The organism is Krasilnikovia sp. MM14-A1259 (assembly GCF_047159535.1).
Classification (GTDB): domain Bacteria; phylum Actinomycetota; class Actinomycetes; order Mycobacteriales; family Micromonosporaceae; genus Actinoplanes.
In genome coordinates, this window is record NZ_BAAGAJ010000002.1 from 463,636 (window position 1) to 489,656 (window position 26,021).

Sequence of the window (26,021 nt, forward strand, 5' to 3'; positions counted from 1 at the left end):
AATGCACGGTTGCACGGCTCTCGCCAAGGGTGTACCCATTCGTCAAGCGAGTCGATAGCCGAATTCGGCGACCATCGGCTGCGTTCCTTTGCCGTGACGGCGAACGCCGAAATCAGTATTCGATGGAGGAGTCCTCCCATGCCTCTGTTCACTCGCCGGCGACGCCGTGCGACCGATAGGTTCGCCGTGTGGCTGCGCCGGCTGCGCTGGCCGGTGGTGCTGCTCTGGCTCGCGATGATGGTGCTGCTCTCCCAGGCGGCCGGTGAGCTCTCCAAGGTCACCAACGACACGCCCGCGGCGTACCTGCCGCACTCGGCGTCCTCGACCAAGGTCGCCCAGCTTCAGGAAGCGGCCCAAGGCGGCACCGGCCACCCGCAGACCGACGACATGATCATCATCATGTCCCGGCCGAGCGGCCTGACCGAGCGGGACTCGGCGACGATCACCGCGGCGCGGACCGCGATCGGCGACCTGGTCGGCAAGGTGACCGGGCTGGCCGCCCCGGGTGAGGTCACGGTCTCCGACGACAAGCAGGCCGCGGTGTTCGCCACCTCGGTCACCGCCGCGCAGCAGCAGCTCTCCGCGGACGACACCGCGGCCGTGAAGGCGGTCCGGGACTCGCTGAAAACCACGACCGGCTCGTCCGGCCTGCAGGTCGCGGTGACCGGCGGAGCCGCGTCCACGGCGGACAGCGGCCAGGAGACCCAGACCGGCCTGCTGCTGACCGCCGTGATCGTGGTGGGAATCGTCCTGCTGCTGGTCTACCGCAGCCCGGTGCTCTGGCTTCTGCCGCTGATCAGCGCGGGCGGCGCGGTGGTCGTCGCCGAGGCCGCCGCACGCGGGCTGGCCGGCGCCGGCGTGACCGTCAGCTCGCTGTCCACGTCCATCCTGGTCGTGCTGGTCTTCGGCGCGGCCAGTGACTACGCGCTGCTGCTCACCCACCGCTATCGCGAAGAGCTGGCCGCGCACGCGCTGCCCGAGGAAGCGATGAGCGTGGCGCTGCGCCGGACGATGCCGACGCTGCTCGCCTCCGCGGGCACGGTCATCGCCGCCATGGTCTGCCTGCTGGCGGCCGGTTCGGGCGCGGTCCGCGGCCTGGGCCCGATCGGGGTCATCGGGGTCGTTGCCGCCCTGGTCGCCGAGGTCACGTTCTACCCGGCGCTGCTGCTGCTCCTGGGCCGTGCGGCGTTCTGGCCGCGGATCCCGCGGGAGGGTCAGGCCGGGCTGGACGCCTCGCGCTTCTGGTCCCGGATCGGCAACGGCGTGGCCCGCCGTCCCGGCCCGGTGGCCTGGGGTGCGGTGGTGCTGCTGGTGGCGGCGTGCGCCGGGCTGTTGTCGCTGAAGTTCACCAGTGACCCGGTGAACAACGTGAAGGGCAATCCGGGCAGCGTGGTCGGCACCCGGATGATCAGCCAGCACTTCCCGGTCGGCATCAGCTTCCCGCTCGTGGTGCTGTCGCCGCCGGACGAGACGGCAGCGGTCACGACCACGGTGCGGGGCACCGCGAACATCAGCTCGGTGGAGGCCGGGCCGAAGGTGCAGGGGTATGACAGCCAGTCGGTGGTCCTGTCGGTCTCACCGTTCGGCGACAAGGCCTGGGACACCATCAAGGATCTGCGTACGCGGCTGGCCGGCACCGCCCCGCAGGCTCTCGTCGGCGGCTACCCGGCGGTCCAGTACGACTCGTCGGTGCAGGCCCGGCACGACGCGTACCTGATCGTCCCGCTCGTGCTGCTGGTCATCCTGATTGTCATCGGCCTGCTGCTACGGGCCGTGGTGGCGCCGCTGCTGCTGGTGATCACCACCGCGCTCAGTCTCGCCGCCGCGTTCGGCCTGTCGAGCCTGCTCTGGCGTGGGGCGTTCGGGTTCGCCGGCATCGACCCCAGCATCCCGATCTACATCTTCGTGTTCCTGGTCGCGCTCGGCATCGACTACAACATCTTCCTGGCCGCCCGGATCCGGGAGGAGTCGCACAAGCTCGGCACCCGGCAGGGCACCCTGCGCGGGCTGAGCGTCACGGGTGGTGTCATCACGGCCGCCGGTGTCGTGCTCGCCGCCACGTTCGCCGCGCTCGCGCAGCTGCCCAGCGTCGAGCTCACCGAGGTGGGCAGCGCGGTCGCGCTGGGCGTCCTGATCGACACGCTGCTGGTACGAACCGTGCTGGTGCCGGCGTCGATCCTCAGCATCGGCAAGAAGTCGTGGTGGCCGTCGCGACGCTCGGAGCCGGTGGAGCCCGGGCCTGCCGACGCGCCGACCCCGCCGAAACCCCCGGCGCAGACGGCTTCCGAGCCGGCCGCCGCCACCAAGTAGCCGGGAGATCCCTCATGACGGACTCTGGCCCGGCGCGTGGGCGCCGGGCCAGAGTTCTTGCCGCAGAATCAGGCCATGTCGGTGGCCTTGGACAGTTCGTAGGCGAAGTTCGACCACTCCAGCGCGCACTTACGGGCCAGGTCGGCCACCATGTATGCCGAGTGCGAGGGCACGGTCGGCACCACTTCGTTCCAGGTGGGCAGCGCCACACTCAGTGCGGACAGCCAGCGGATCAGCCGGCGCCCGGACTCGGTGAACCGCAGCGACGGGTCCCGGACCAGGCTGTTGAGCAGCTCGGGTACGTCCGGGATCTGGTCGTCCGCGTCCGGGCCGGCGTAGCGGTTGGTGAGCTCCCACCGCGGGGTGTCCCGGCCACCGCGAAGTGCGTGGATCGGGTGGTCGTCGCTGCGGTTGTCGTACCGCCCCGGCGCCTGCTCGTCGTCGGCCGCGAGGCGGATCGTGGTGCGCTGCATCGGCGGCAGCGGGTCCTGCCCGTGCTGCATCCGCTCGCGTACGTCGCGGGCGGTGCCCAGCGAGACGCCCGCCTTACGGGCGATCTCCCGCAGCGAGGCACCGGGCTGCTCGGCGACCACCCGGCTCGCCGCGAGTCGTCCGGCGGCGGCGTCGGTCGGGCGTACCCGGCCGTCGCGGCCCATCCGGGCGACGGCGGTGTCCGTGTCCCCGGCCTCCTTGCGCAGCGTGCGGATGGTGCCCGCGGACAGGCCGGCCACCGAGGCGATCAGGCGGTCCGACCACGTCACGTGCTGGGCGATGATGCGCTTGGCGGCTGCGGTCCGGTCCGCCCGGGTCAGCGGGAGGCCGTGCCCGACGTTGAGGCGTACGCCGAGGACGAACGCGTCCTCTGCGGAACCGTCGAAGAAGCGTACTGCGATGTCCGCGTGCCCGCGCCGGATGGCGGCCCGCAGGCGGTGCATGCCGTCGATGACCCGCCTGGTGTCGCGGTGCACGGTGATCGGCGGCAGCGGTGTCTCGGTCTCCGCCAGCGTGCGGACGTGCTCGGCGTCCTCGCCGCTGAGCCGGGGCGAATCGGCCGGCAGCAGCGAATTGATCGGCACGGACTCGACCGCGACGTCGTCGGCGTTCCACGAGAAGCCGGGCGATGCATTTCGTCGCGTGCCGCACGACGACCGCGAGCCCTTCGGCAGCAGAGTTCCTTCCAATGTGTTCACCGAAATCGTCTCCCCGTAGTGCTGCGGTTTCACGACCGACCCGACCCGGCCCGTGTCCAGGGCGTCGGCCCACCGGAAGGCTAGGGGGCCACGCTGGGTAGTCGTACCCCTAAAGCCATTGGCTGTCGCCACTCCCGGTGCCCATTGAGGGGTTGACGTGAGTGCACCCCTGAATGGAATCGGGGGAGTGCGGCGAGGCTTGCTGAATCGTCGGCCGTCCATGTCAGATGGGAGGGTGAGGGTGAATGCTGCGCCGGTCGGCGGGGACGCCCCGCGGTCATGACCGATCCGAGTAGGTGGCTCGTCTCGAACCAGGAGCGGGAGCAGGTCGTGGAGTTCCTCGGCCAGGCCCTCACCGACGGGCGGCTCCTGCTCGACGAGTACGGCGAGCGTTGCGCCCGGGCGTACGCCGCGCGCACCCGCGCTGACCTCGACGAGATCGTCGCGGACCTGCCGGTCGCCTACGCCGAGCCGCCGACCGACTGGCTGCCGGTGGTGCCGCCCCCGTACGCGCCGGCGATGCCGGCCCCGTATCCGCAGGTGCCGCCGCCGGATCGGGTGTCCGCGGTGTTCGGCGACGAGACCCGCCGGGGCCGCTGGGTGGTGCCGCCGGTGGTCGAGGCGCGGGCGATCTTCGGCGAGTGCCGGGTGGAGTTGCAGGACGCCCTGTTCCAGCAGCCGTACCTGGTGCTCGACGTGTTGGCGATCTGCGGGCGGGTGCACGTGGTGGTGCCGCCGGGCGCGGACGTCCGGATGAGCGGTTTCACCGTCGTCGGCGAACGGCAGTGCCGGCTGCGGCACGACCCGATCCCGGGTGCGCCGTTCGTGGAGGTCCGGGCGTATGCCTTGTTCGGCGGGATCAGCGTCCGGTCGCCGTCGCGTTGGTGGCAGTGGCGGCGCGGCAGGTGAGGTCGCCCGTTTCGACCACCGTCGACCTATTTCTTCGATAGGGACCGAAACTGTTTCCGGCACATCTCCACGAATCATGATGAATGTCCATGGGCCACAGGAAGGTTTCCTGTCAATGGCCCGACCGGGCAGTATCGATCACCATCTTGGACACGGTTCGGCGCGAGGTAGCCTCTCCGCGCGGGGTCTTCGTGGCCTCATCACGAACATGGGGGCGAAAAATGCGAATAAACGATCCTGGAGACGCGCCTGTCGGATCTGTCAGCACGATGACGCCCATCGATGGCCCAGGTCGGTGGGTCATCTGCACGACTCACGCCGAACGCCGATGGCCGATCTGATCCCGCTGGAGTTCAGGGTCCTGGGCCCGCTGGAGACCGTGGTCGACGGCCGGCGGATGGACGTCGCCGGGAACCGGCAGCAGATCGTGCTGGCCAGCCTGGTGCTCGACGCCGGGAAGGTGGTCTCGGTCGGCCGCCTCATGACGGCGATCTACGGGGAGCAGCGGCCCGCCAGCGCGCGCGCCCAGGTGCAGATCTGCGTCTCGGGCCTGCGCCGGTTGTTCACCGCGTACGGCCGGGCGGACGCGATCGCCACTCGCAACCAGGGATACGTGCTGGCCCAAGCTGGCGTCGCGGTCGATCTGCAGCGCTACGAACGCCTGATCGCCGAGGCCCGCGCAGGCAGCAACGCCGGGCGCAAAGAGGAGTCGGTGGAGCGGTACCGGGAGGCGCTGGCACTGTGGCGCGGCCCGGCACTGGAGGGTCTGGACAGCGGTCCGCTGCGCACCGCCGCCAACCACTTCGCCGAGCGCCGGCTCACCGTCAACGAGGACTGCATCGAGTACGAGCTCGAACTCGGCCGCCACCGCGAGGTGATCGCCGAACTGGTCGGGTTGGTCGCCGCCCACCCGCTGCGCGAGCGCCTGCGCGGACAACTCATGCTGGCGCTCTACCGCTCCGGGCGGCAGGCCGAGGCGCTGGAGGCGTACCGTGCGGCCCGGCGCACGCTGATCGACGAGCTCGGCCTGGAGCCCAGCGAGTGGCTGCAACACCTGGAACGGTCGATCCTGACCTCGGAGTCCGGCCTCGCTCTCCCGCTGCCCCGGGAGACCGTGGTGAGCGCGGCACCGGCGCCCGAGACGGAAGCGGTCGTGGGTGAGGTGCTTGCGGTGTCCGACTCCGGCCCGCATGCCCGCAGCCAGGTGAGCCCACCCCGCATGCTGCCCACCGACATCGCCGATTTCACCGGCCGTGAGCAGCAGATCGAGGTCATCGACAGGGAACTGGCCCGGGCGGCGGAGAATCCCCGGCAACTGGCCGTACCGATCATGGTGGTGACCGGCAAGCTGGGCGTGGGCAAGACCACGCTCGGCGTGCACGTCGCGCACCGGCTGGCGTCGCGTTACCCGGACGGGCAGCTCTTCGCCGACCTGCACGGCTGGAAAGCCGACTACGTCGGTCCGATGCGGATCCTGGAACGTTTCCTGCGCACGCTGGGCGTGCCCGGCACGTCCATCCCGGACGGGCTGGAGGAACGCGCCGAGATGTACCGCGGCCTGCTCTCCGACCGCCGGGTGCTGGTCGTGCTCGACAACGCCGGCGCCGAGGAGCATGTGCTGCCCCTGCTGCCCGGCAGCCCCCGTACCGCGGTCATCGTCACCAGTCGCGGCCGGCTCGGCGGGCTGCCCGGCGCCATGCACGTCGACATCGACGTGCTGGAACCGCGGCAGTGCATCGAGCTGCTCTCCCGCATCGCCGGCGAAAGCCGGATCCGTGCCGAGACGGACGCGTCCGCCGAACTGACCGAACTGTGCGGACGGCTCCCGCTCGCGCTGCGCATCGCGGGTGCCCGCCTCGCGGCACGCCCGCACTGGAGCGTCGAGCAGCTCGCCGACCGGCTGGCCAGCGAGTCGCGCCGGCTCGACGAGCTCAAGCACGGTGCGATGGGCATCCGGGTCAACATCGCCATCACGTACGGCAACATCAGCGACGACGCCCGCAGACTGTTCCGGCTGCTGGCTGCGCTGGACTTCCCGGTCTTCTCCGGCTGGATGTGCGCCGCGCTGCTCGACCGGTCGCTGCGCGACGCCCACGACCTGCTCGACGAGCTGGCCGACGCCCAGCTCGTGGAGATCGCCGGGGACGAGCAGGGCCCACGAAGCCAGTACCGTTTCCACGAGCTGATCCGGGTGTTCGCCCGCGAGCGGCTGGCCGTGGAGGAGTCGCCGCAGGAGCGCAACGCGGCCCGGGAGCGGGTCATCGGCGGCCTGCTCTTCCTCGCCGAACAGGCACACAAGCTGTTGTACGGCGACGGCAACCGCCAGGTGCACGGCTCGGGACAGCGCTGGAAGCTGCCGTCCCGGGCCACCGCGCGACGCCTCGCCGAGCCGCTGGCCTGGTTCGAGCGGGAACGGCAGTCGATCGTCGCGGCGGTGAGCCAGGCAGCCACGATCGGCGCGGTGCAGCTGTGCTGGGACCTGGCGGTGACCGCGGTGACCCTGTTCGAGTCGCGGGCCTACCTCGACGACTGGCGCAGCACGCACAGGATCGCGCTCGATGCCGCGCGACAGGCCGGAGACGAACTGGGCCAGGCCGTGGTGCTCTCGTCGATGGGGGCGCTGGGCATCGTGGAGCGCCGGTTCGCCTTCGCCCGCCAGCAGCTCGACCAGGCCGGCGACCTGTTCCGGGCGTTCGGCGAGGAACACGGCCTGGCGACGGTGAACCGCAACATCGCCTATCTCGAGCAGATGGACGGTGACCTGCCCGAGGCGGTCCGCCGCTACCAGATGGCCCTGGACGTGCTGCGGGACATCGACCCTGTGGACGCGGCGTACGTGTTGCAGAACATGGCCCAGATCGCGCTCGAGCGCGGCGACCCGGACGGCGCGAAGCTGATCCTGGCTCAGGCCCTGGAAATGAGCCGTAAGGCGGGCAGCCGCCGGACCGAGGCGCAGGCCCTGCACCGGCTGGGCAACGCCCACCTGCAGGCCGGCCAGCCGGCCGAGGCGGCGGCCGTGTTCGGCGAGGCACTGGTGGCGGTCCGCGATCTGGGCGACCCGATCGGGGAGGCGTACATGATGCACGGCCTGGGAATGGCCTCGCTGCGGGTCGGCGACTACGTCCGGGCGAAGGAGGCGCTGACCGACGCGCGCGTCCTCACCGAAACGAACGGCGACCGGCTGGTCGCGGCCCGGGTGGAGCACGGCCTGGGCGAGCTCGCCCTGGCCACGCACGCGCCGCGGGAGGCGGTCGCGCATCTGTACCGGGCACTGACGATGTTCCGCAGTATCCAGGCCCCTGCCCACGAGGAACGTGTGCTGAGCATGCTGACCCAGGCGTACGAGGCGGCCGGCGATCTTGCGCAGAGCGGGCCGGTACAGGTCTGACGCCCTCAGGTCCCCAGAAACGAACAACGCCGTCGCCGCGAAATGCGGCAACGGCGTTCCCTTTCAGCCCCCCACGAGAACGCTCACGTCCAGGGCTGGCTGTCGCGATCCTCCAGCTCGGCCGCCAACGAGGACGGGATGACCACCTGAACCGCTCCATGCTTGGTGCCGGCCTGATTGGCGGCCGACGCGGCAGCGACACCCGCCGCCATCACCGCGAAGGCGATACCCGCGACAACGGCGAGGGCGACACGGGCGTTGCGACGGGAGTTGACGAGAAGCATGAACTGATGACCCTCCAATGAAAGTGCAGTTAATTCTCCGACACCTTCTGCCGGAGATCCAGGCGACTGATCCCACCTCGATGCCGACGATGCTATGGCCTGGTGCAATCACGCCGCTATCGATGTCCGCAGGCGACGATATCCGGGACCGTCCCGCGTCTCGATAGCCGGTCGAGCGTGTGGCGATAACGCGGTCCCGGACGATGGCGCCGACGGCACGCGGCTGCGCGAAGCCGGCCGCGAAGTCGGGAGGAAGCGATCGTGACCGCGTTTCAACGCGCCGTCGGCCGGTACGCGCCGGCCGTTCCGGTGCCCAACCCCGGGCGTACCTGGCCGGACCGGCGGATCACCGCGGCGCCGCGGTGGCTCTCCACCGACCTGCGCGACGGCAACCAGTCGCTGCTGAACCCGATGGACCCGCAACGCAAGCGGGAGATGTTCGATCTGCTGATCCGGATGGGCTACCGGGAGATCGAGGTCGGCTTCCCGGTCGCCAGCCGCGACGACCACGACTTCCTGCGACAGCTGATCGAACAGGACCTGATCCCTGACGACGTGCGGATCTCGGTGCTCGTGCAGGCACGCGACGACCTGATCCGCCGTACCGTGGAAAGCCTCGCGGGGGCGCCGAGCGCGACCATCCATCTCTACAACGCCACCTCGCCGCTGTTCCGCCGGATGGTGTTCGGGATGGACCGGGGTCAGTGCAAGGAGCTGGCGGTGCGCGGCACCCGGCTCATGCTCCGGTACGCCGAGCGCACACTGGCCGATTGCGACCTGGGCTTCCAGTACTCCTCGGAGCTGTTCAACGACACCGAACTCGACTTCTCCCTGGAGGTCTGCGAGGCGGTGATGGACGTGTGGCAGCCCGGCCCGGACCGGCCGATCGTCCTCAACTTCCCGACCACGGTGGAACGCGCCACGCCGAATGTCTTCGCCGACCAGATCGAGTGGATGCACACCCGGCTGAGCCGCCGCGAGCACATCTGTCTGTCGGTGCACCCGCACAACGATCGCGGCACCGGCGTGGCTGCGGCCGAGATGGCCGTGCTGGCCGGCGCGCAGCGCATCGAGGGATGCCTGTTCGGCAACGGCGAGCGGGCCGGCAACGTCGACCTGGTCACGCTGGGGCTCAACCTGTTCAGCCAGGGCATCGACCCGGGCGTCGACTTCTCCGACGTCAACGGGGCGCGGCAGGTCGTGGAGCGCTGCACCGAGCTGCCGGTCCATCCGCGGCACCCGTACGGCGGGGACCTGGTCCACACCGCGTTCTCCGGCTCCCATCAGGATGCCATCAAGAAGGGTTTCGACGAGCAGAAGCGGACCGCTGCGCGGACCGGGGTGCCGGCCGACGAGGGCCGCTGGGAGATCCCGTACCTGCCGGTCGACCCGCGCGACATCGGCCGCACCTACGAGACCGTGGTGCGCATCAACGCCCAGTCGGGCAAGGGCGGGGTGGCGTACGTGATCAACACCCGCCTCGGCCTGAACCTGCCCCGGGAACTGCAGATCGACTTCGCGGCGCTGGTGCAGGCCGAGGCCGACGCCGAGGGCGGCGAGATCGGCCCGGACCGCCTCACCGAGCTGTTCACCCGGGAGTACCTCGCGCGTCAGTCGCCGTCCGCGCCGCTGCCGGCGCCCGCGCCTACCGTGCTGCACATCGACGGTGCCGGCTTCGCCATCGGCGCGCACGCACACGATCTGGAGCGGCTGAAACGGGATCTCGCCGGGTGCCGGATCGACCTGCGGTCGGTACATCACCTCGCGTCCGGCCCGGCCGGCCCCGCCGGCGTCACGGTCTACGCCGAGCTGCAGGCCGACGGGCGGACGCGGTGGGGCGTGGGCATCGATCCGGACGTACGCCGGGCCGGCCTGGCCGCGGTGCAAGCGGCCGCAGCCCGCGCGCCGGCCGCCCGGTCCTCGGACGGCTGTGCCGGCGTGATGGGCGTTCGATAACGGGCCGACAGCGCCCGGCCGTAGCGTCGCGGGCAGAAACACCAAATGGGGGATGATCATGGGGTTGGTGGAACGCGGCGACGAACTGTCCATGCTGGAGGGCCTGCTGGCCTCGGCCGTCGCGGGCAAAGGCAAGGCCGCGATCGTCACCGGCGTCGTCGGCACCGGCAAGACTGCTCTGCTCGACACGTTCGCGGAGCGGGCCGTCGACCTGAACGGCCTGGCCATCACAGCCACCGGCACGCGCGCCGAGCGGAACCTGCCGCTCGGCGTGCTCACCCAGCTGCTGATGGACGCGCCGCTGGTCACGGCGGAACGCCAGCGGGCGATGGACCTCCTGGTCGAGGGAGCGCACAGCATCGTCACCGGCGCGGACGGCGGTGCGCAACTCGAACCGCAGCTCGTGCACGCGCTCTGCGCGATGCTGCTGGAGCTCGCGCAGCGCTATCCGCTGGCCATCGTCGTCGACGACATCGACCACGCCGATCCGGCGTCCCTGGTCTGCCTGTCCTATCTGGCGCGGCGGGCACGGTTCGTGCCGATGATGACGCTGTTCAGCCATGCCGCCAACGGGCAGCCGGGTGACTCGCTGCTGGAATTGGAGGCGCTGGGCCGTTCACCGCACGGCGCGTCCGTCACGCTGTCCACGCTGTCGGCCGACGGCGTACGCATGATGGCTGCCACCGCGCTGCCCGAGCGTGACGCCCTGCGCGTGGCAGCCCGCTGGCACCAGCTTTCCGGCGGCAACCCGGTGCTGGTCGGCGGCCTGCTGGCGGACGTCCGCGAGGGTGGCGCGGCGGACGGGGAGCCGGTGACCGGTGGTCGTTACGCCGAGGCTGTGGTGGCCTGCCTGCGCCGGATCGACCCGTGCGTGGCCCGGGTGGCCCACGCGGTCGCGGTTCTTCCCGGGCCGAATCTGCACGACAAGCTGCTGCAGATCGACGGCGCCTCGGTGGCGCGCGCGGTCCGGATGCTCACCGCGGCAGGGCTGCTGCACCACGGCGACTTCCGGCATCCGTTGGCGCACGCCGCGGTGCTCACCGAGATCGAGCCCACCGAACGGCAGGAGTTGCACCGACGGGCCGCACTGCTCGCCTACCACGACGGGGCGACCAGCCGCGTGGTCGCCGACCAGTTGGTCGGTGCCGGGCAGCCGGAGGGGTCGTGGGTGCTTCCGATCCTGGAGGACGCCGCCCGGCAGGCCCTGCGCGAGGGCCGGGTGGACGCCGCGGTCCGGTACCTCGATTTCGCGTGGCGCGCGTGTGACGACAATCGGCACCGCGCCAAGATCATGACGACGATGCTGCGGGCCTCCTGGCGGATCAACCCGAGCACCTCGACCGACTACCTGCCCTCGCTGACCGCGGCGCTGCACCACGGTTTCCTGCGGCCCGCGGACGCCATGGCGCTGGCCAAGGCGTTGCTGTGGAACGGCCAGTTCGTCGAGGCGAAGGCGGTCTTCGAGCACGTCAACACGGCGACCGGCGAGCTCGACCGGGAGAGCGTGACCGAGCTGACGGTCGCCCGGCCGCTGCTGCGCGCGACCTACCCGCGGTTTTCGGCCCTGCTGCGCCAGCCGCCGCCGGACCCGCCCGCGACGTCGACGGTCGCCGCCAGCCACCGGCTCGAAGCGGCGAACGCGCTGGCCACCGTGCTCACCCGCGGTCCCGTCGAGCACATCGCCGGTGCCGTGGACCGGATCCTGCACAATTCCCAGCTGGACGAGATGAGCCTGGACACTGTGGAAAGTGCCCTGCTCGCCCTCGTCTACGGCGGCTGGACCGCACGAGCGGTCCCCTGGTGCGACCTGTTCATGGAGGAGGCGGTCACCCGCCGCGCGCCCAGCCGGCTGGCCCGTCTCGCCGCCCTGCGCGGCGAGATGGCGCTGCGGCTCGGCGACCTGCCGGCCGCGCTGCGGCACGCCCAGTTCGCCCTGGACACCATGCCGCCGAGCAGCTGGGGCGTGGCGATCGGGGCGCCGGTCTCCGTACTGATCACTGCCGCGACCGCGATGGGCCGCCACGACCTGGCCCGGGAGCAGCTCGACCAGCCGGTGCCGGAGGAGATGTTCCACACCCGGTACGGCCTGCCCTACCTGATCGCCCGGGGCCGCTACAGCAGCGCCATCGGGCAGCTCGTGCTGGCCCAGCGCGACTTCGCACGGTGCGGCGAGCTCGCCGGCAGCTGGCAGATGGACGTGCCCGGCCTGGCGCCGTGGCGGGTCGAGGTGGCCGAGACGATGCTGCGTCTGGGCCGGCCGCAACCGGCCCGCAAGCTGATCGACGACCAGCTCAGGCGGTGCGGCGAGCACGACACCCGGGTCCAGGGCATGGCGATGCGGCTGCTCGCCGCAACCAGCGAGGTGCGGCACCGGCCGCTGCTGCTGCGCCAGGCCGCAGACCTGCTCAGCGGTGACGAGTACGAGCTGGGCCGGGCGCTGGTCGACCTCAACGACGCGTACCAGGAACTCGGTGAGCCGCGCCGGGCCGGCATGGTGGCCCGCCGGGCTCAGGCGCTGGCGGAGCGGTGCGAGTCACAGCGACTGTTCACCGGGCTCTCGCCGGAGCCTGGCGGCGAGGTGGAGAAGCCCCCGCCGGTGGCCCTGCCGGGCAGCGCCGCCGTGCTCAGCGAGGCGGAACGGCGGGTGGCGGGCCTGGCCGCGGACGGGTACACGAACCGCGAGATCTCCAAGAAACTGTTCATCACCATCAGTACGGTGGAGCAGCACCTGACCCGGATCTACCGCAAGCTCAACGTGAGCCGGCGCACCGATCTGCCCACGCATCTGCCGGTGAACTTCACCGCCGGCATCTGACCTTCGCGCGATGGTTCAGAGCTGTGCGGGCGCCTCGACCGGCGCGGCCGCCGCCGGCGCCGGTTCCGGGATCGTGATCGCGGTGACGATCAGCCCCTGGTCGACGAGCCAGCGACCGGCGAAGCCGCTGAGCTTGCGGCCGTGCACCCGAGGCCCGGTCACCCGCAGCCGGGCGTTGAACGTGCCGTCGACCGGGTTGATGACCAGACTCGCGTCCTGGAAGTCGAGCCAGCGCGCGGTCAGCGGGAACCATGCCTTGTAGACCGACTCCTTGGCGCTGAACAGCAGCCGGTCCCAGCTCACGTCCGGATGGTCGTGGCGCAGCGCCTCGATGCGGGGCACCTCCTCGGGCACCGAGATGGCGGCCAGGATGCCGTGGTGCAGCGGCTCGTTCGGCTCGGCGTCGATCCCCACGGTGGTGACCTGCGTGGTCTCGGCGACCACCGCGCAGCGATAGCCGGCGCAGTGGGTGATGCTGCCGACCAGCCCGGCCGGCCACTGCGGCTCGCCGCAGGCCCCGCTCAGGATGGGAATCAGCGGACGGCCCAGTCGCGCCATGGCCTGGCGGGCGCACCAGCGGCCGGTGGTGAACTCCGCCCGGCGTTTGTGTACGGCCTGGCTGACGAGTGGTTCCTCCTCCTGATGGAGCGTCGCGCCGGGCGGGTCCACGAACGTGTCGACGGCGGCGACGGCCGTGGGCAGAATTGACTCGATCATGACGTCCTCCGCGCTTGTCGGGGATGGACGCGGAATGAACGACGTCGCCCGTCCTGATGACGCATCGACAGTATCGATGTCGATCGGGGGCGAGGAAGTCATGGCGATGCATCCACGGGTGCCCCGGGAATCGGCTAAGGGCGAACTCCATGGACCCAGGGGCGGGTTGCCGGCGCGCGGCGGTGCCGGAATCGTCCGCGGACTCGTGCCGGGGTGACGGAAAGTGCAGTCCACGGCGGTGTGGCACGCCCTGGGCGACCGGCCGGGACGGCGGGTGAGAGGGAACGGTCCGGTCGAAGAATAGGGGTGGCGGAAAGCGCGAATAGCGGTTCGCGAGCACGATTCGGGGATCTCATCGTGCCCCTGCGCGGGCGATACTGAGCCGTATCGCTCCGGCCGAAAGGTGACTGCTTTCATGACCGACGGAACGCTGCTGGCCGTCAGCGACCTGCACATCTCCCACGCCGAGAACCGGGCCGTCGTGGAGGACCTGCGTCCCGGCTCGCCCGAGGACTGGTTGATCGTGGCCGGTGACGTCGCCGAGTACCCGGCGGATGTGGAGTGGGCGCTGCGGCTGCTCGCCGGCCGGTTCGCCCGGGTGATCTGGACTCCCGGCAACCACGAGTTGTGGACCATGCGCGACGACCCGGTGCGCCTGCGCGGCGTCGCCCGGTACCAACACCTGGTGGACATGTGCCGGGGTCTGGGCGTGCTCACCCCCGAGGACCCGTACCCGGTGTGGGAGGGGCCCGGCGGGCCCCTCACCATCGCGCCGTTGTTCGTCGGCTACGACTATTCCTTCCTCGCACCCGGCACCCGGACCCGCGAGGCGTCGATGCAGGCCGCCGAGGACGCGGGGGTCGTCTGTACGGACGAGTTCTTCCTGCATCCCGATCCGTACCCGAGCCGGGACCAGTGGTGTGCCGCGCGCGTCGCCTACACCGAGGACCGCCTCGCCGGGTGTGACCCGGGTATGCCGACCGTACTGGTCAACCACTATCCGCTGGTCCGGCAGCCGACGGCGGTCCTGCGCTACCCGGCGTTCGCGCAGTGGTGCGGGACGGTGCGCACGGCGGACTGGCACCGGCGCTTCCGCGCCGCGGCCGTGGTGTACGGGCACTTGCACATCCCGCGTACGACCTGGCACGACGGGGTGCGCTTCGAGGAGGTCTCGCTGGGTTATCCCCGCGAGTGGCGGCACCGCCCGAAGCGTTCGCCGCTGCGCCACGTCCTGCCGTCCGGGGTGGCGGCCTGACCCGCGTCGAGTCGTTGACGTGCCGGCCACGTGCACGGCCCCGGTTGCCGCCCGGTCCACGGCCCCCGGGTCTGGCGGCGCGCCCAGGTCCTGGACGTCGAGCTCGTGCAGCACCCTGCCGGAAGCGGCACCGCACGGCTCCGTGTCGTCGGCAAATGCGCATTTCCTGCGGAGGCGCGTGCGCGTTCCCGACATGCGCGCGGTCCGCGGCGGCCCGTGCCGGGTGAGTACGTCCACGGTGAGCACGACCCGGTGGGTCCGGCCATAGGCGCCGCCCCGTCCAGCCCCCTAGGATGGCGCGACGATCATCTCGACGCCGTGAGGGGATTCGCCGATGTCGTACGGGGACACATCTGCCGGCCAGCAGCGACGCCGGCCGCAGGTGGTGGAGATCGGCGCGAGCCTGCTCGCCGTCGTCGGCGTGCTGATCACCGGCCGGGTGGCGTACGGCGTCGTGGTCACCCTGGGTCAGCGTGGATGGACTCCGGGCGCCCGCGGGGTGTTCCTCCTGCTGAACTCGTTCGTGCTGATTTTCGGGGTGTTCCTCCTGGTGCTCGCCTACCAGGTGCGGCGGGGCCGGTTGTGGGCCTGGATCGTGAGTCTCGTGATCCTGCCGCTCACCGCCCTGTTCGGCGGCCTGACGCTGCTGATCGCGATTCTGAGCCACGATGTCTCGTGGGGCGGCGCCGCTGTCGCGCTGGTGTCGGTGGCCGCGCTGGTGACGCTCACGATCTCGCGCTCGGGCCGCGACTACTTCGTGAGCAAGCCGCCCCCGGCGGTGCCGATGCACGCCGGGCCCGTCGGGTACCCGTGGGGGCCGGGTCACCCACCCGCATAAGCGACATACCGCGGGCTCCGCGGCGTTGCCCCGATCGCTGCACCCAGGTCTCGCCCGGATGGCCGAGGGGCGTCGCCGCCGGGGTGTCCGGTTCGGGCAAGCAAGGTTTCACGGGTTGTCATCACGTCCCTCCATTGTGGTCATATTGATTGACTAGGGTCGATGTCAGGCGTGCCGAATGTGCGCGACTGATGACGAGGAGAGACAAGTGATGGCTCAGGAGGCCCGGGGTGGTGCCGGCCGACGGTTCGTCCGCGCCGCCGTCGCGGGCATCGTGGCGATCGTGGCGGCGATGGCGCTCGTCGGGGGGCAGCCGACCGCGGCCCGGGCGGCGTTGCCGCCGGGCTGGTCGGGCTGGTCGCAGGTTCCCGGCGGCGGCGCGACGAATGACTCACCCGCAACCGTCAGTTACAACGACATCCAGTACCTGTTCGTCCGGGGCACGGACAACCGGATCTACCTGCAGCGTTCCAACGGGGCGCTCTGGTCCGGCTGGGCCGAGGTGCCGGGTGGGGGTCTCACCACCTCCGGCCCCGCCGCTGTGGTGTACCAGTCGCAGCTCAACCTGTTCGTCCGCGGCACGGACGACCGGATCTACGTCAACCGGCTCAACGGCACCTCGTGGTCCGGCTGGTCCCAGGTCCCCGGCGGCGGTGCCACCCACGGCGCGCCGACGGCGACGATCTACCAGAGCACGCTGTATCTGTTCGTCCAGGGCACCGACAACCGGATCTACGTCAACCGGCTCTCGAACAGCACGTGGAGCGGTTGGTCGGAGGTGGTCGGCGGCGGCGCGACGCCGTCCGGGCCCGCGGCCACGGTCTACCAGAACACGCTGTATCTGATCGTTCAAGGCACCGACAACGCGATCTACGTGAACCGGCTGGCGTCCAGCTGGTCCGGGTGGGCGCAGGTCCCCGGCGGCGGCCGTACGCCGTCATCGCCGGCCGCCGTGGTGTACCGCGGTGAGCTCGGCGTGTTCGTCCGCGGCACGGACAATGCGATCTACCTCAACTCGTTGGCGAGCGCGTGGTCCGGGTGGTCGCAGGTGCCGGGTGGGGGCGCGACCCCGTCCGGTCCCGGCGCCGGGGTGTACGAGGGCGTCCTGCACCTGTTCGTCCGAGGTACCGACAACGCGATCTACGTGAACCGGCTCGGGCCACCGTTGTCCCGATCCGAGTTCGGGCGACACACCGCCCGCGCCTGACGGAATCGGCCAGGCGAAGGCCCCGGCGCACGATCGCGCCGGGGCCGGGGCCGGGGCCGGGGCCGGGGCCAGGGCCAGGGCCAGGGCCAGAGCCGGGGACCTGTCAGATCGGGAAGCCGCGCTGCTGAGCGAGTTTCTGCAGTTCGGGCCAGTCGTCGCCGCTGTGGGTGTGTTGCGGCACGAGACAGCCGAGAGTGATCGGCTGGCGCACGTTGTACCGCTCGGCGCGGGTGTCGGGCGGCGCGTCGAAGTCGAGGACCTGCGCGAGGTTGTTGGCCGCCGCATCCCGGACGGTCAGCGGCGCGAGGCCGAACCGCCATTCGATCATCTTGAGGATCGAGGTGTGGTCGTACAGGCCGTGGTCCACGTGGCCACGGCGTGCGCGGGGGGAGATGACGGTGCACGGCACCCGGAAGCCGCGCAGGCCCGTGCCGAGCTCCGGATTGGGGTCCTCGCCGACCGGCGGCGGCACGTGGTCGAAGAATCCGCCCCACTCGTCGTACGTGATGACCAGCACCGTCCGCTCCCAGTTGGGCGAGGTCACCACCGCGTCGTGCACCCTGCCGAGAAAAGCCTGGCCGAGCCGGATGTCGGCCAGGGGGTGTTCGTCCTCGGCCAGGCCGGGGACGGCCTCGCCCAGGAACGCCGGCTCGACGAAGCTCACCGCGGGCAGGGTGCCCGCTGCGGCGGCGGTGTAGAAGTCGCCGATACGCCGGCTGATGCCCAGATACCGGGTGCCCCACAGCGCGGTGAACGGGACGTCGCTGTAGTAGTAGCGGCCACTCACACGAGCCGCGGCGAGCCGGTCCCAGATGGCCGGCATGGTGGCGATCCGGTCGATCGAGGTGGTGGTCCGGTCGGTGGTCGCCGAGTGCAGGAAGAACCGGTTGGGGTAGGTCGGCGCCATCATCGCCGCGAAATACCGGTCGCACACCGTCCACTGCGGCGCGGCCTTGCCGTAGAAGCCCAGGTCGGCCTGCTCGTAGTAGCCGATGGAGAGCAGGTCGTTGGAGCCGGCACGCAGCCAGCCGTCGCAGGCGCCGTCGTTGAACTCGACGCGTCCGCCGTCGTACGAATGGTCCGGGTCGTGGAACCCGCAGCCGTTCGGCGAGAGCAGGTGGTGGGTGGGGTGTGCGGTGCCGGCCGCGTCGGTGTAGCTCAGGCCTGCCTGGATGCCGTCGGCGCCGGGCAGCCAGCCGAGGTAGTGGTCGAATGATCGATTCTCCATCATGACGACCACGATGTGGTCGATGCCGGAGTCGGCCGGGTCGGGCAGCTGGGTGTCGCCTTGCGCCGCGGACGGGGTGAGGAGCACCCCCGCCGCCACGGCGGCCGAGCCGGCCAGGAACTCCCGTCGGGTCACAGGATTCATGCGAGAAAGTCTCACAACGATCGAAGAACTTGAATACCTGTCGTCCTGAACATGCAAATTCTCCCGTGGTCCTCCGACGATCGTCGCTGCCGCGTTGATCCGCTGTGTCACGATCCTTCCGTGCCACGAAGCGATGACCTTGACGACGACCTGTCCGCCCGGAGCCGCGAGCTGTTCCTGACGGATCTGTGGGCCCTGGTGGTCGACGAGGACGAGTGGGCCGACGGTTACCCGTCGTGGGTTGAGTCCTGGCTTCGCGGCACCCCGCGCGGGTCCGTCCCGGCCCATGCCACCGCTGCCGCCCTGCACCGGATCCTGGCCTGCGGGGTCGACCTCGACGACCTGACCGATGTGGTGCGCACGATGCAGCACGAGATCATCTACAACGTCTGCCAGCTGCTGGACGACCCGGCGCTGCTGGGGATCTCCCGGGAGAACGACGCCGGCGAGGTCGAGGCCGGCTGGGAGTTGACCGCGGTGCGTACCGCGCCGCCGGTGGGCCGCGGCCCGATGTACGGGCTGCACAGCGAGCTCGACGAACACGATCCGAGCGGCCGGGACGGGGAGCCGCGCCCCCGGCCCATCCCCGCCCGGCTGCCCGGCCAGCCGCCGTACGCCAGGATCGCCGTCGCCCAGGCCCGCGCCGGCGACCGCATCACCGCGCTGAAGACGTGGCGTGCGGCGACGGGAGCCAGCGTCGCTGACGCGAAGGCGGCCCTCGACGCTCTGCTCGACGATGCCCGGGAAACCTCGTGATCACCGACCCGTACCAATGACTCTCACCGGGTGCCGAGCAGGTGGTCGACGACGTCGCGGGCATCGTAGTCGTCGCCGGTCCCGGCCAGTTCCGGCAGGAACGTGAGATCCTGGCCCAGGGTCAGCAGGGGCGGCTCCACGGAACCGTCGGCTCGCCGCTGACCCAGGCCGATCCCGGCGACGAGGCCGTTGCACAGGCACCGGCTGCCCACGGTGTCCTCGATCAGCCCGCCCTTGCGCAGGTACTCGCCGACCGGTTCCGCGGGACAGCGGTATCCGACTCTGCCGTCCGATCGCTGGAACGGGACACGGAGGTAGCCGAGGTCGCAGAGCCGAGGCCGGTCCGCGTACACGTGCTCGTCGGCGGCGGTGCCGGCCAGATGCGCCATCTTGAACGGGAAGCCGGTCGGCGACGCCCCGGCATGGTTTCGCACCACCAGGTCGCCGCGCAGTGCCTCACGGATCAGGCTCCGCCGCAGCGTGGGGTCGAGCCCGGACTCGCGGCACAGCGCGAACGCCGTACCGATCTGCACCCCGGCGGCTCCGGCCGCCCGCGCGGCGGCGAGATGCTGCGGGCCGCACCGGCCACCGGCGATCCAGTAAGGCAGCCCCAGGGCGGCGATCCTCGCCAGATCCACCCGATCACGCGGACCGTACACCGGCTCCCCGTCGGCGCTGACGGTCAGCGGACCTCGCGGGCGAGCGCTGTGGCCGCCCGCGACCGGTGTCTCGACCACGAAACCGTCGGGCCGGGTCGTGTCGTCGCGGGCGAGATAGACCGCGAGCGTGGCGGACGAGACGATGGCCAGCAGCCGGGGGCGCCGCAGCGGCTGCATCGCCGTGCCCAGCAGCGTCGGCGGATCGAGGGCGACCTGGAAGCGCCCGTCCGTCGCGGCGGTCTGCACCGCCACCGACAGCCGCACCGGACGGTGGGCGGCCAGCGCGTCGAGCAGGCCCGGTATCTCGGTCGGCAGGCCCGCCCCCATCAGCACGTAGTCGACGCCGGCCAGCATCGCCCCGTAGACCGCGGCCGGCGTGGCCATCTGGATCTTCTCGAGGTAGTTCACGCCGACCGGCCCGCGGTGCCCCTCCTTGGCGAGGAACACCTCGGCGAAGTTGCCGAGCACCGCGAGTTCCTGCGCCGCCCGGCGGGAACGCAGGCCCAGCCGCGGCACCGGCCGGTACGGCGTCGTGTCCGATATCCCACCGGCCACGAAATAGCGTTGCAGCACCCGGCGGACCAGTGCGGGGACCGGAAAATGCGCCAGCGCCCGGCGCAGGCACCCGTCCGCGTCGCCCTCCTGCAACCGCCGGGCGAGCAGCGCGTCCAGGGCCACGCCGGACACCACGCCGAGCTGGCCGGTGCTCGCCACGGCCCGGGCCAGCCGCCACCCGGAGACCCCGACCCCCATGCCGCCCTGAAGGATCACCGGATCCCCGGCGGCCTCCCGGGTGCCGCTCGGCGGCCCGTTCATGGCATCTGCAGGGCCAGGGCGGCGAACGCCACGCCGATGGCCATGAACAGTGCACCCAGGCCGACGACGAGCAGGGTGACCTGCCATGCCTGATACGCGCCGAGCAGGGCACCGCGCAGGCTCTGCCCCATGAACGCGGTCTCCCGCAACCGGGCCAGCCGATCGTCGGCACGCCCTCCGGCCTGCCATTCGTCCGCGATCTCCGCGTACGTGCGGCCACCCGTGGCCTTGGCGACATGGACGCCGATCAGCTCGGAGAAGGCCCGCGCCTCGGCGCCCGTGTGCACCGCCTGGCCTGCATAGCGGGCCAGGCTGATCGGCAGCGCGTCCCGGACCGGGAAGCTGATGCGTTGCCGCGCCAGTTCCCGGGTGACACTGCGGCGTCCGATCAGCCCTTGGGCGATCATCAACGCGCCGGCGAGGAGCAGGGCCCCGCCGGTGAAGCCGAGCACAACAGAGATCATGCGTACGATCCTGCGCCGCGGCGCGGGCCCCGGAGCAGGGAAGCACGTCCCGAAATCGGCACGGCCACAAGTCCCGTGATCCGGGCTTTCTGCGGCAGCCCCATTCGTGGGCACCGCCCGGCGGAGTCACGCAGTGCAACATTCGCAGACGTCGAGCTCATGAATGTCCGGCGGATCGACTCTTCGTCTTGGTAAGGGAACTTTAGTGACATGTACATGAATTCGGGGCTCTATGGGTCCACGGCGGACGGCGGGTGGCCGCGGAATTCACGCCTGAGGGTGGTGCTGCGTCTCCACCATGGACCGCGCGTGACACCGCGCGATAGGTTACTGCGAGTCCTGCGGGTGGGCATGGAATCGGTCCCGATGACGCGACCGCATTGACGAGGCGAACGTGCGGATCTGTATGGCGTACGCGCACTGACGAAGATTTCCGAAACCTTCTCTTGAGTTCCTATGAGGAACTCGCGGCAGCCTGGCGTCGAGAATCGGAATTCAAGGGAGCTGGGTGCATGATCGAAACCGTCGACACTGTTGCGTCCTCGTTCGCGGCGACGCAGGAAGATGTACTGTTCGACATTCCGTACTGCAGCGCCGCCCAATTTCACGAGTACTACGGCAAAGGTATTCCACCCAACAGGCTGGGCATGGGATGTGCGTGGCAGTCGTTCGAGGTCGCACAGCGGGTTCAGGAACGCAACGGGGTCAAAGCCACCCTGCTGTTCTCCGGCCGGCATGTCGCCGCGGTGTACCCCCAGACCGATGGCATGGTCGTGCTCGATCCGTACCTGCTGCACCGCGCGCCGGTGGTGCTGAGGCGGGCCGCAGGGGTCGACGGTGTCGTGACCGCGACGCAGGACGCGTTCCCGTTCCGGACGACCGCGGGCGGTCAGCCGAGGCCGTCGAAACTCAGACTGACGTGGACCCCCGCGAACGGCGGCCTGCACAGCGAATACAGCCGGTTCAGCCCGCGACGCGGCCGGTACGTGACCTTCCGCGCGTTCACGTTTCGCCCCGGGTCGATGCTGCCGGCCTTCCCGCCGCCGCACGGGCTCGTACGCCGGCTGCTGCTGCACGCCGAGCAGAACAATCTGTCGATCCGGAGCATCGATCGCGACAGTGGGCGCATGCGCGAGTTGGTGCTCCCGTTCAGTGGGCGGCCGCGCGAATCGCTGGTGGACCGCGACAGCCTCATCACCAAGGACAACCAGGGGGTGGTGAGTCACGCCGGGACCGAAGAATTCCAGCGCGACCTGACCGGCATCTGCGCGTCCGTCGCCAGTAGCCCGGACGAGCTGACCGAATACCTGCTCGGCGCCGCCGAGATCTACGCCGCGATGGCACCGCAGGACATCGTGGTTCCGGAATACTCCGTGGAGGACGAATGAACACCGGATCGTTCTTCCTGGCCGGGCTCATGCAAGGGGCTCGGTCCGGGGCCGAACTGGCCGACCAGGACTACCGGCAACAGCTTCACGAAGTGATCAAACGACACCGGCCGGACGCCGTCGTCAACGATCCCGTCGAATTCCTCATCGGCTGGTTCGCCACCGACGAGAGCCGGATCCGCCCGGCCCACGCGGCTCTCGCCGATCAGCCGGTCATACGGCGCGACAGGCTCGATCCCGCCGTGCTCAGCCTGATCGACGGTTTCCACAAGCTGACCGACGTCGCCGCCGCCTCCGACGTGTGCGTGGCGTGGCTGCCCGGCCGGGAGCCGAGCATGGGCACCGCGGCGGAGATGCAACGCGCGTACCTGGCCGGCCGTACGGTCGTCGCGGTCACCGAGATGCGCCAGACACTCGCGGTGCTGGCGTGCTCGACCGTGATCCTGCCGGATCTCGCGGCGTTCGAGCAGTGGCTGGAGTCGGACGGGGAACTGCCGTGACGTCGCCGGAGGCGCCGTGAACCACGAAGCGCCGGGTCCCGCATCCGCCGTGATCAGCACCGCCGAGGCGCGACCGGACCGGATCGCCATGACGTTCGTCGACTACTCCACCGACCGGGGCGGCGTGCCGCGCGACCTGACCTATGGCACCCTGGCCGACCGCAGCGCCGCGGTGGCGGCCTGCCTGCGGGAGCACACCCGGCCGGGCGAGCGTGCCGCGATCCTCTGCGGACACGACGCCGACTACGTCACCGCGTTCCTCGGCTGCCTGCGCGCCGGCGTGATCGGGGTGCCGCTGTTCGCCCCCGAACCGTTCCGGCCGGCCGACCGGCTGCTCAACGTGATCGCCGACTGCACGCCCGAGATCGTGCTGACCAGCAGCGGACACGCCGATGCGGTGCGGGAGTTGCTTGCCTCGCCCCGGTTGGCGGCGCTGCCCAAGGAGGTCGTGCCGGTCGACCGGATCGACCCCGGCCCCCGCCCGGCACCGCCCGATCCACCGGACGGCGACGCCGTGGCCTACCTGCAGTACACGTCGGGATCGACCAGAACACCGGCCGGTGTACGGGTCACGCACCGCAATGTGGCGGCCGGTGCCGCCCAGCTGGCGGCCTGGCTGCCGACGGACGAGTCCTCGCGGATGGTGAGCTGGCTTCCGTTCTTCCACGACATGGGCCTCATGATCTCGGTCATCCTGCCGCTGGTCCGCACGGTCCCGGTGACGTGCTTCGCGCCGTTGGCGTTCATCCAGCAACCTCGGCGCTGGCTGGAGCTGCTCACGACACAGCGCGCCACGCACACCATGTCACCGAACTTCGGTCTCGACCTGTGCGTCGACCGCGTCGGGCCGCAGCGCCGGGCGGGCCTGGACCTGTCCGCGCTGCGCACACTGGGCAACGGGTCGGAGCCCGTCCGGCACCGGAGCGTGACCCGGTTCACCGAAGCCTTCCAGGCCAACGGGTTCCGCCCCGAAGCGCACTGCACCGGGTACGGCCTGGCCGAGGCGACCCTGGCGGTCACCGCGCACGAGCCGGGGCAGCCGCTGCACGTCGGCGCGTTCGACCGGGATGAGCTGTCCGCCGGCCGGATCCGGAAGGTGGACGTGACCGACCCCGAGGCGCGGCTGATCGTCAGTTCGGGCCGGCCGATCCAGCAGGAAGTCCGGATCGTGCACCCGTCGACCGGTGCCCCGACGGACGCCCCCGGTGAGATCCGGGTACGCGGCGACAACGTCTGCGCCGGGTACTGGGGGCGGCCGGAGCGGTCCGCCGAGACGTTCGGGGACGACGGATGGCTGCGTACCGGAGACCTCGGGTTCCTGCTGGACGGCCGGTTGTACGTCACGGGCCGGCTCCGCGACCTGATCATCATCGACGGCCGTAACCACTATCCGGCGGACATCGAGGCCACCGTCGAGGAGGCGTGCCCCGGCCTGCGCAGAGACAGGGTCGTCGCGTTCGCCTCGGAGATCGACGACGCCGAGCATCTCGTCGTGGTGGCCGAACCACGGTCGCCGGCGGTCGCCGCGGACGTCGAGGCGATCCGTGCGGCGGTGCGCGCCGGCGTCTCGGACCGTCACGACGTACGCGTCCACACCGTCGCCCTGCTCCGGCGCGGCACCGTGCCGATCACCTCGAGCGGCAAGACCCGCCGGCAGGAATGCCGGATCCGGTTCGAGCGCGGGGAGTACGGCCATGGATGACGTGCGACGGTGGCTGACCGAACGGCTCGCGGCGCATGTCGGCACGTCACCCGCGGAGATCGACCCCGATCGGCCGTTCGCCGACTACGGCATCAGTTCCCGCGACGCCGTGGGGATCGCCGGTGAGCTCGAGGACCTGCTGGACCGCCCGGTCGAGCCGATCGCCCTGTGGCAGCAGCCGACGCTGCGCCGGCTCGCCGACTCCCTGTCCCGTGACCACGCGGCGCCGGCGGCGACGGCCACACCGTCGCAGGCGGAGGTCGCCGTCGTCGGCATCGGCTGCCGCCTGCCCGGCGGCGTCGACTCACCGGCGGAACTCTGGCGGTTGCTGATGGCCGGTGGAGACGTCGTCACCGAAGTACCGCCCGACCGATGGGAGTCGTACGCCGTCCCGGACGGGACCACCACGGCGGGCGGCTTCCTCAGCCACGTCTACGACTTCGACGCGGAGTTCTTCGGGATCTCGCCCCGGGAAGCCACCGAGATGGATCCGCAACAGCGCATTCTGCTCGAAGTGATGTGGGAGGCGCTGGAACACGCGGGCATCCCGCCGACCGGCCTGGCCGCCAGCCGGACCGGGGTCTTCGTCGGCGCGTCCACCAACGACTACGGACGGGAACGGCTGGCCGACCCGGCGGCCGTCAGCGGATGGACCGGCACCGGCGTGGCGGCGAGCATTCTCGCCAACCGGCTGTCGTACGTGCTCGACCTGCGCGGGCCGAGCCTGACCGTGGACACCGCCTGCTCGTCGTCGCTGGTGGCTCTGCACCTGGCGAAACGCAGCCTGGACGCGGGGGAGTGCGACCTGGCGATCGTGGCGGGGGTGAACCTGATCCTGTCCCCGGCGGTCACCGTGAACTTCGACCGTTCGGGTGCGATGGCGTCCGGCGGCCGGTGTCGTCCGTTCGACGCCGCCGCGGACGGGTACGTCCGCAGCGAAGGCTGTGTCGCGGTCGTGCTGCGACGGCGAGAGGACGCGGACGGCGCGTACGCCACGGTCGTCGCCAGTGCGATCAACCAGGACGGGCAGTCGAACGGCCTGATGGCGCCCAATCCGATGGCGCAGCGGGACCTGCTGGCGGGGATCTACCGTGGTATCCCGCACGAGTCCGTCTGCTACGTCGAGGCGCACGGCACCGGGACACCACTCGGCGACCCGATCGAGGCGACCGCGCTGGGGACCGTACTGGGGAAAGACCGGGCCCGCCCGCTGCTGATCGGGTCGGTCAAGTCGAACCTCGGCCACCTGGAGGCGGCCGCGGGCCTCGCGGGTCTGGTCAAGGCGGTGCTGTCGCTCGAACACGGACACATCCCGCCGACGCTGCACTACCGCAACCCGAACCCGCACATCGCCTTCGACCGGCTGGGGCTCGCCGTGGCGGACACGCCCACCGTCGTGCCCCCGGGCGGCGACGCGCTGATCGGGGTCAGTTCCTTCGGATTCGGCGGCGCGAACGCGCACGCCGTTCTCCGCCAACCGAGAACATGAGGTTCC

The 26,021-nt window shown here is 70.9% G+C and carries 19 protein-coding genes; 13 read left to right on the forward strand and 6 right to left on the reverse strand.

Annotated elements, in window-relative coordinates; all coding sequences use genetic code 11:
- The first annotated feature begins 138 nt into the window (after positions 1-138).
- The gene (locus ACMCNK_RS01955) at positions 139-2,310 is read left to right on the forward strand and encodes an MMPL family transporter (RefSeq protein WP_412734639.1); all 2,172 of its coding nucleotides are present in this window, start codon (positions 139-141) and stop codon (positions 2,308-2,310) included.
- A 68-nt stretch (positions 2,311-2,378) separates the two neighbouring features.
- On the opposite strand, the gene ACMCNK_RS01960 is transcribed toward ACMCNK_RS01955, so the two are convergent.
- The gene (locus ACMCNK_RS01960; RefSeq protein ID WP_412734640.1) at positions 2,379-3,500 is read right to left on the reverse strand and encodes a transcriptional regulator protein; all 1,122 of its coding nucleotides are present in this window, start codon (positions 3,498-3,500) and stop codon (positions 2,379-2,381) included.
- Positions 3,501-3,779: 279 nt separating this feature from the next.
- Here ACMCNK_RS01960 and ACMCNK_RS01965 point away from each other — a divergent pair, with 279 nt between their 5' ends.
- A complete protein-coding gene (locus ACMCNK_RS01965) occupies positions 3,780-4,409 on the forward strand; it encodes a DUF1707 domain-containing protein (protein WP_412734641.1) in 630 nt (209 codons plus the stop codon).
- A 328-nt stretch (positions 4,410-4,737) separates the two neighbouring features.
- Positions 4,738-7,797 (forward strand): AfsR/SARP family transcriptional regulator, encoded by a 3,060-nt coding sequence (locus ACMCNK_RS01970; protein WP_412734642.1) that lies wholly within the window; start codon positions 4,738-4,740, stop codon positions 7,795-7,797.
- Positions 7,798-7,880: 83 nt separating this feature from the next.
- Here ACMCNK_RS01970 and ACMCNK_RS01975 read toward each other — a convergent pair whose 3' ends face one another.
- Positions 7,881-8,081, reverse strand: coding sequence for a hypothetical protein (locus ACMCNK_RS01975; RefSeq protein ID WP_412734643.1), 201 nt, complete (start codon positions 8,079-8,081; stop codon positions 7,881-7,883).
- A gap of 261 nt (positions 8,082-8,342) precedes the next feature.
- Between ACMCNK_RS01975 and ACMCNK_RS01980 the strand changes: the two genes are divergently transcribed.
- Positions 8,343-10,037, forward strand: a complete 1,695-nt coding sequence (locus ACMCNK_RS01980; RefSeq protein ID WP_412734644.1) for a 2-isopropylmalate synthase — start codon at positions 8,343-8,345, stop codon at positions 10,035-10,037.
- Between the two features lie 52 nt (positions 10,038-10,089).
- A complete protein-coding gene (locus ACMCNK_RS01985) occupies positions 10,090-12,852 on the forward strand; it encodes an AAA family ATPase (RefSeq protein ID WP_412734645.1) in 2,763 nt (920 codons plus the stop codon).
- A 15-nt stretch (positions 12,853-12,867) separates the two neighbouring features.
- Here ACMCNK_RS01985 and ACMCNK_RS01990 read toward each other — a convergent pair whose 3' ends face one another.
- Complete coding sequence (locus ACMCNK_RS01990; protein WP_412734646.1) at positions 12,868-13,569, reverse strand: 4'-phosphopantetheinyl transferase family protein; 702 nt, start codon at positions 13,567-13,569, stop codon at positions 12,868-12,870.
- Between the two features lie 415 nt (positions 13,570-13,984).
- On the opposite strand from ACMCNK_RS01990, the gene ACMCNK_RS01995 reads away from it, so the two are divergent.
- The 3 genes from ACMCNK_RS01995 to ACMCNK_RS02005 all read left to right on the forward strand — a co-directional run bounded on the left by ACMCNK_RS01995 (position 13,985) and on the right by ACMCNK_RS02005 (position 16,869).
- Complete coding sequence (locus tag ACMCNK_RS01995; RefSeq protein ID WP_412734647.1) at positions 13,985-14,824, forward strand: metallophosphoesterase family protein; 840 nt, start codon at positions 13,985-13,987, stop codon at positions 14,822-14,824.
- 334 nt (positions 14,825-15,158) lie between these two features.
- Positions 15,159-15,662 (forward strand): hypothetical protein, encoded by a 504-nt coding sequence (locus ACMCNK_RS02000; RefSeq protein WP_412734648.1) that lies wholly within the window; start codon positions 15,159-15,161, stop codon positions 15,660-15,662.
- A 208-nt stretch (positions 15,663-15,870) separates the two neighbouring features.
- Positions 15,871-16,869 carry a hypothetical protein gene (locus ACMCNK_RS02005; RefSeq protein WP_412734649.1) on the forward strand — a complete coding sequence of 333 codons (999 nt, stop codon included), beginning with the start codon at positions 15,871-15,873 and terminating at the stop codon, positions 16,867-16,869.
- 103 nt (positions 16,870-16,972) lie between these two features.
- Here ACMCNK_RS02005 and ACMCNK_RS02010 read toward each other — a convergent pair whose 3' ends face one another.
- A complete protein-coding gene (locus ACMCNK_RS02010; protein ID WP_412734650.1) occupies positions 16,973-18,241 on the reverse strand; it encodes an alkaline phosphatase family protein in 1,269 nt (422 codons plus the stop codon).
- Between the two features lie 120 nt (positions 18,242-18,361).
- On the opposite strand from ACMCNK_RS02010, the gene ACMCNK_RS02015 reads away from it, so the two are divergent.
- Positions 18,362-18,997 carry a hypothetical protein gene (locus tag ACMCNK_RS02015; RefSeq protein ID WP_412734651.1) on the forward strand — a complete coding sequence of 212 codons (636 nt, stop codon included), beginning with the start codon at positions 18,362-18,364 and terminating at the stop codon, positions 18,995-18,997.
- 23 nt (positions 18,998-19,020) lie between these two features.
- Here the strand turns inward: ACMCNK_RS02015 and ACMCNK_RS02020 are convergent, their stop codons facing one another.
- Both ACMCNK_RS02020 and ACMCNK_RS02025 read right to left on the reverse strand, forming a co-directional pair.
- The gene (locus ACMCNK_RS02020) at positions 19,021-20,472 is read right to left on the reverse strand and encodes a nitronate monooxygenase (protein WP_412734652.1); all 1,452 of its coding nucleotides are present in this window, start codon (positions 20,470-20,472) and stop codon (positions 19,021-19,023) included.
- Positions 20,469-20,936 (reverse strand): hypothetical protein, encoded by a 468-nt coding sequence (locus ACMCNK_RS02025; protein WP_412734653.1) that lies wholly within the window; start codon positions 20,934-20,936, stop codon positions 20,469-20,471. The genes ACMCNK_RS02020 and ACMCNK_RS02025 overlap by 4 nt, the downstream gene beginning before the upstream one ends.
- Positions 20,937-21,448: 512 nt before the next feature.
- Here ACMCNK_RS02025 and ACMCNK_RS02030 point away from each other — a divergent pair.
- Genes ACMCNK_RS02030 through ACMCNK_RS02045 form a run of 4 tightly spaced genes read left to right on the forward strand, consistent with a single transcriptional unit; the run spans position 21,449 to position 26,015 of the window.
- Positions 21,449-22,324 carry a hypothetical protein gene (locus ACMCNK_RS02030; protein WP_412734654.1) on the forward strand — a complete coding sequence of 292 codons (876 nt, stop codon included), beginning with the start codon at positions 21,449-21,451 and terminating at the stop codon, positions 22,322-22,324.
- Positions 22,321-22,824 carry a hypothetical protein gene (locus ACMCNK_RS02035; RefSeq protein ID WP_412734655.1) on the forward strand — a complete coding sequence of 168 codons (504 nt, stop codon included), beginning with the start codon at positions 22,321-22,323 and terminating at the stop codon, positions 22,822-22,824. The genes ACMCNK_RS02030 and ACMCNK_RS02035 overlap by 4 nt, the downstream gene beginning before the upstream one ends.
- Before the next feature lie 16 nt (positions 22,825-22,840).
- A complete protein-coding gene (locus ACMCNK_RS02040) occupies positions 22,841-24,526 on the forward strand; it encodes a fatty acyl-AMP ligase (protein ID WP_412734656.1) in 1,686 nt (561 codons plus the stop codon).
- On the forward strand, positions 24,519-26,015 hold the full coding sequence (locus ACMCNK_RS02045) for a beta-ketoacyl synthase N-terminal-like domain-containing protein (RefSeq protein WP_412734657.1): 1,497 nt from the start codon (positions 24,519-24,521) through the stop codon (positions 26,013-26,015). The genes ACMCNK_RS02040 and ACMCNK_RS02045 overlap by 8 nt, the downstream gene beginning before the upstream one ends.
- The last annotated feature ends 6 nt before the right edge of the window (positions 26,016-26,021 follow it).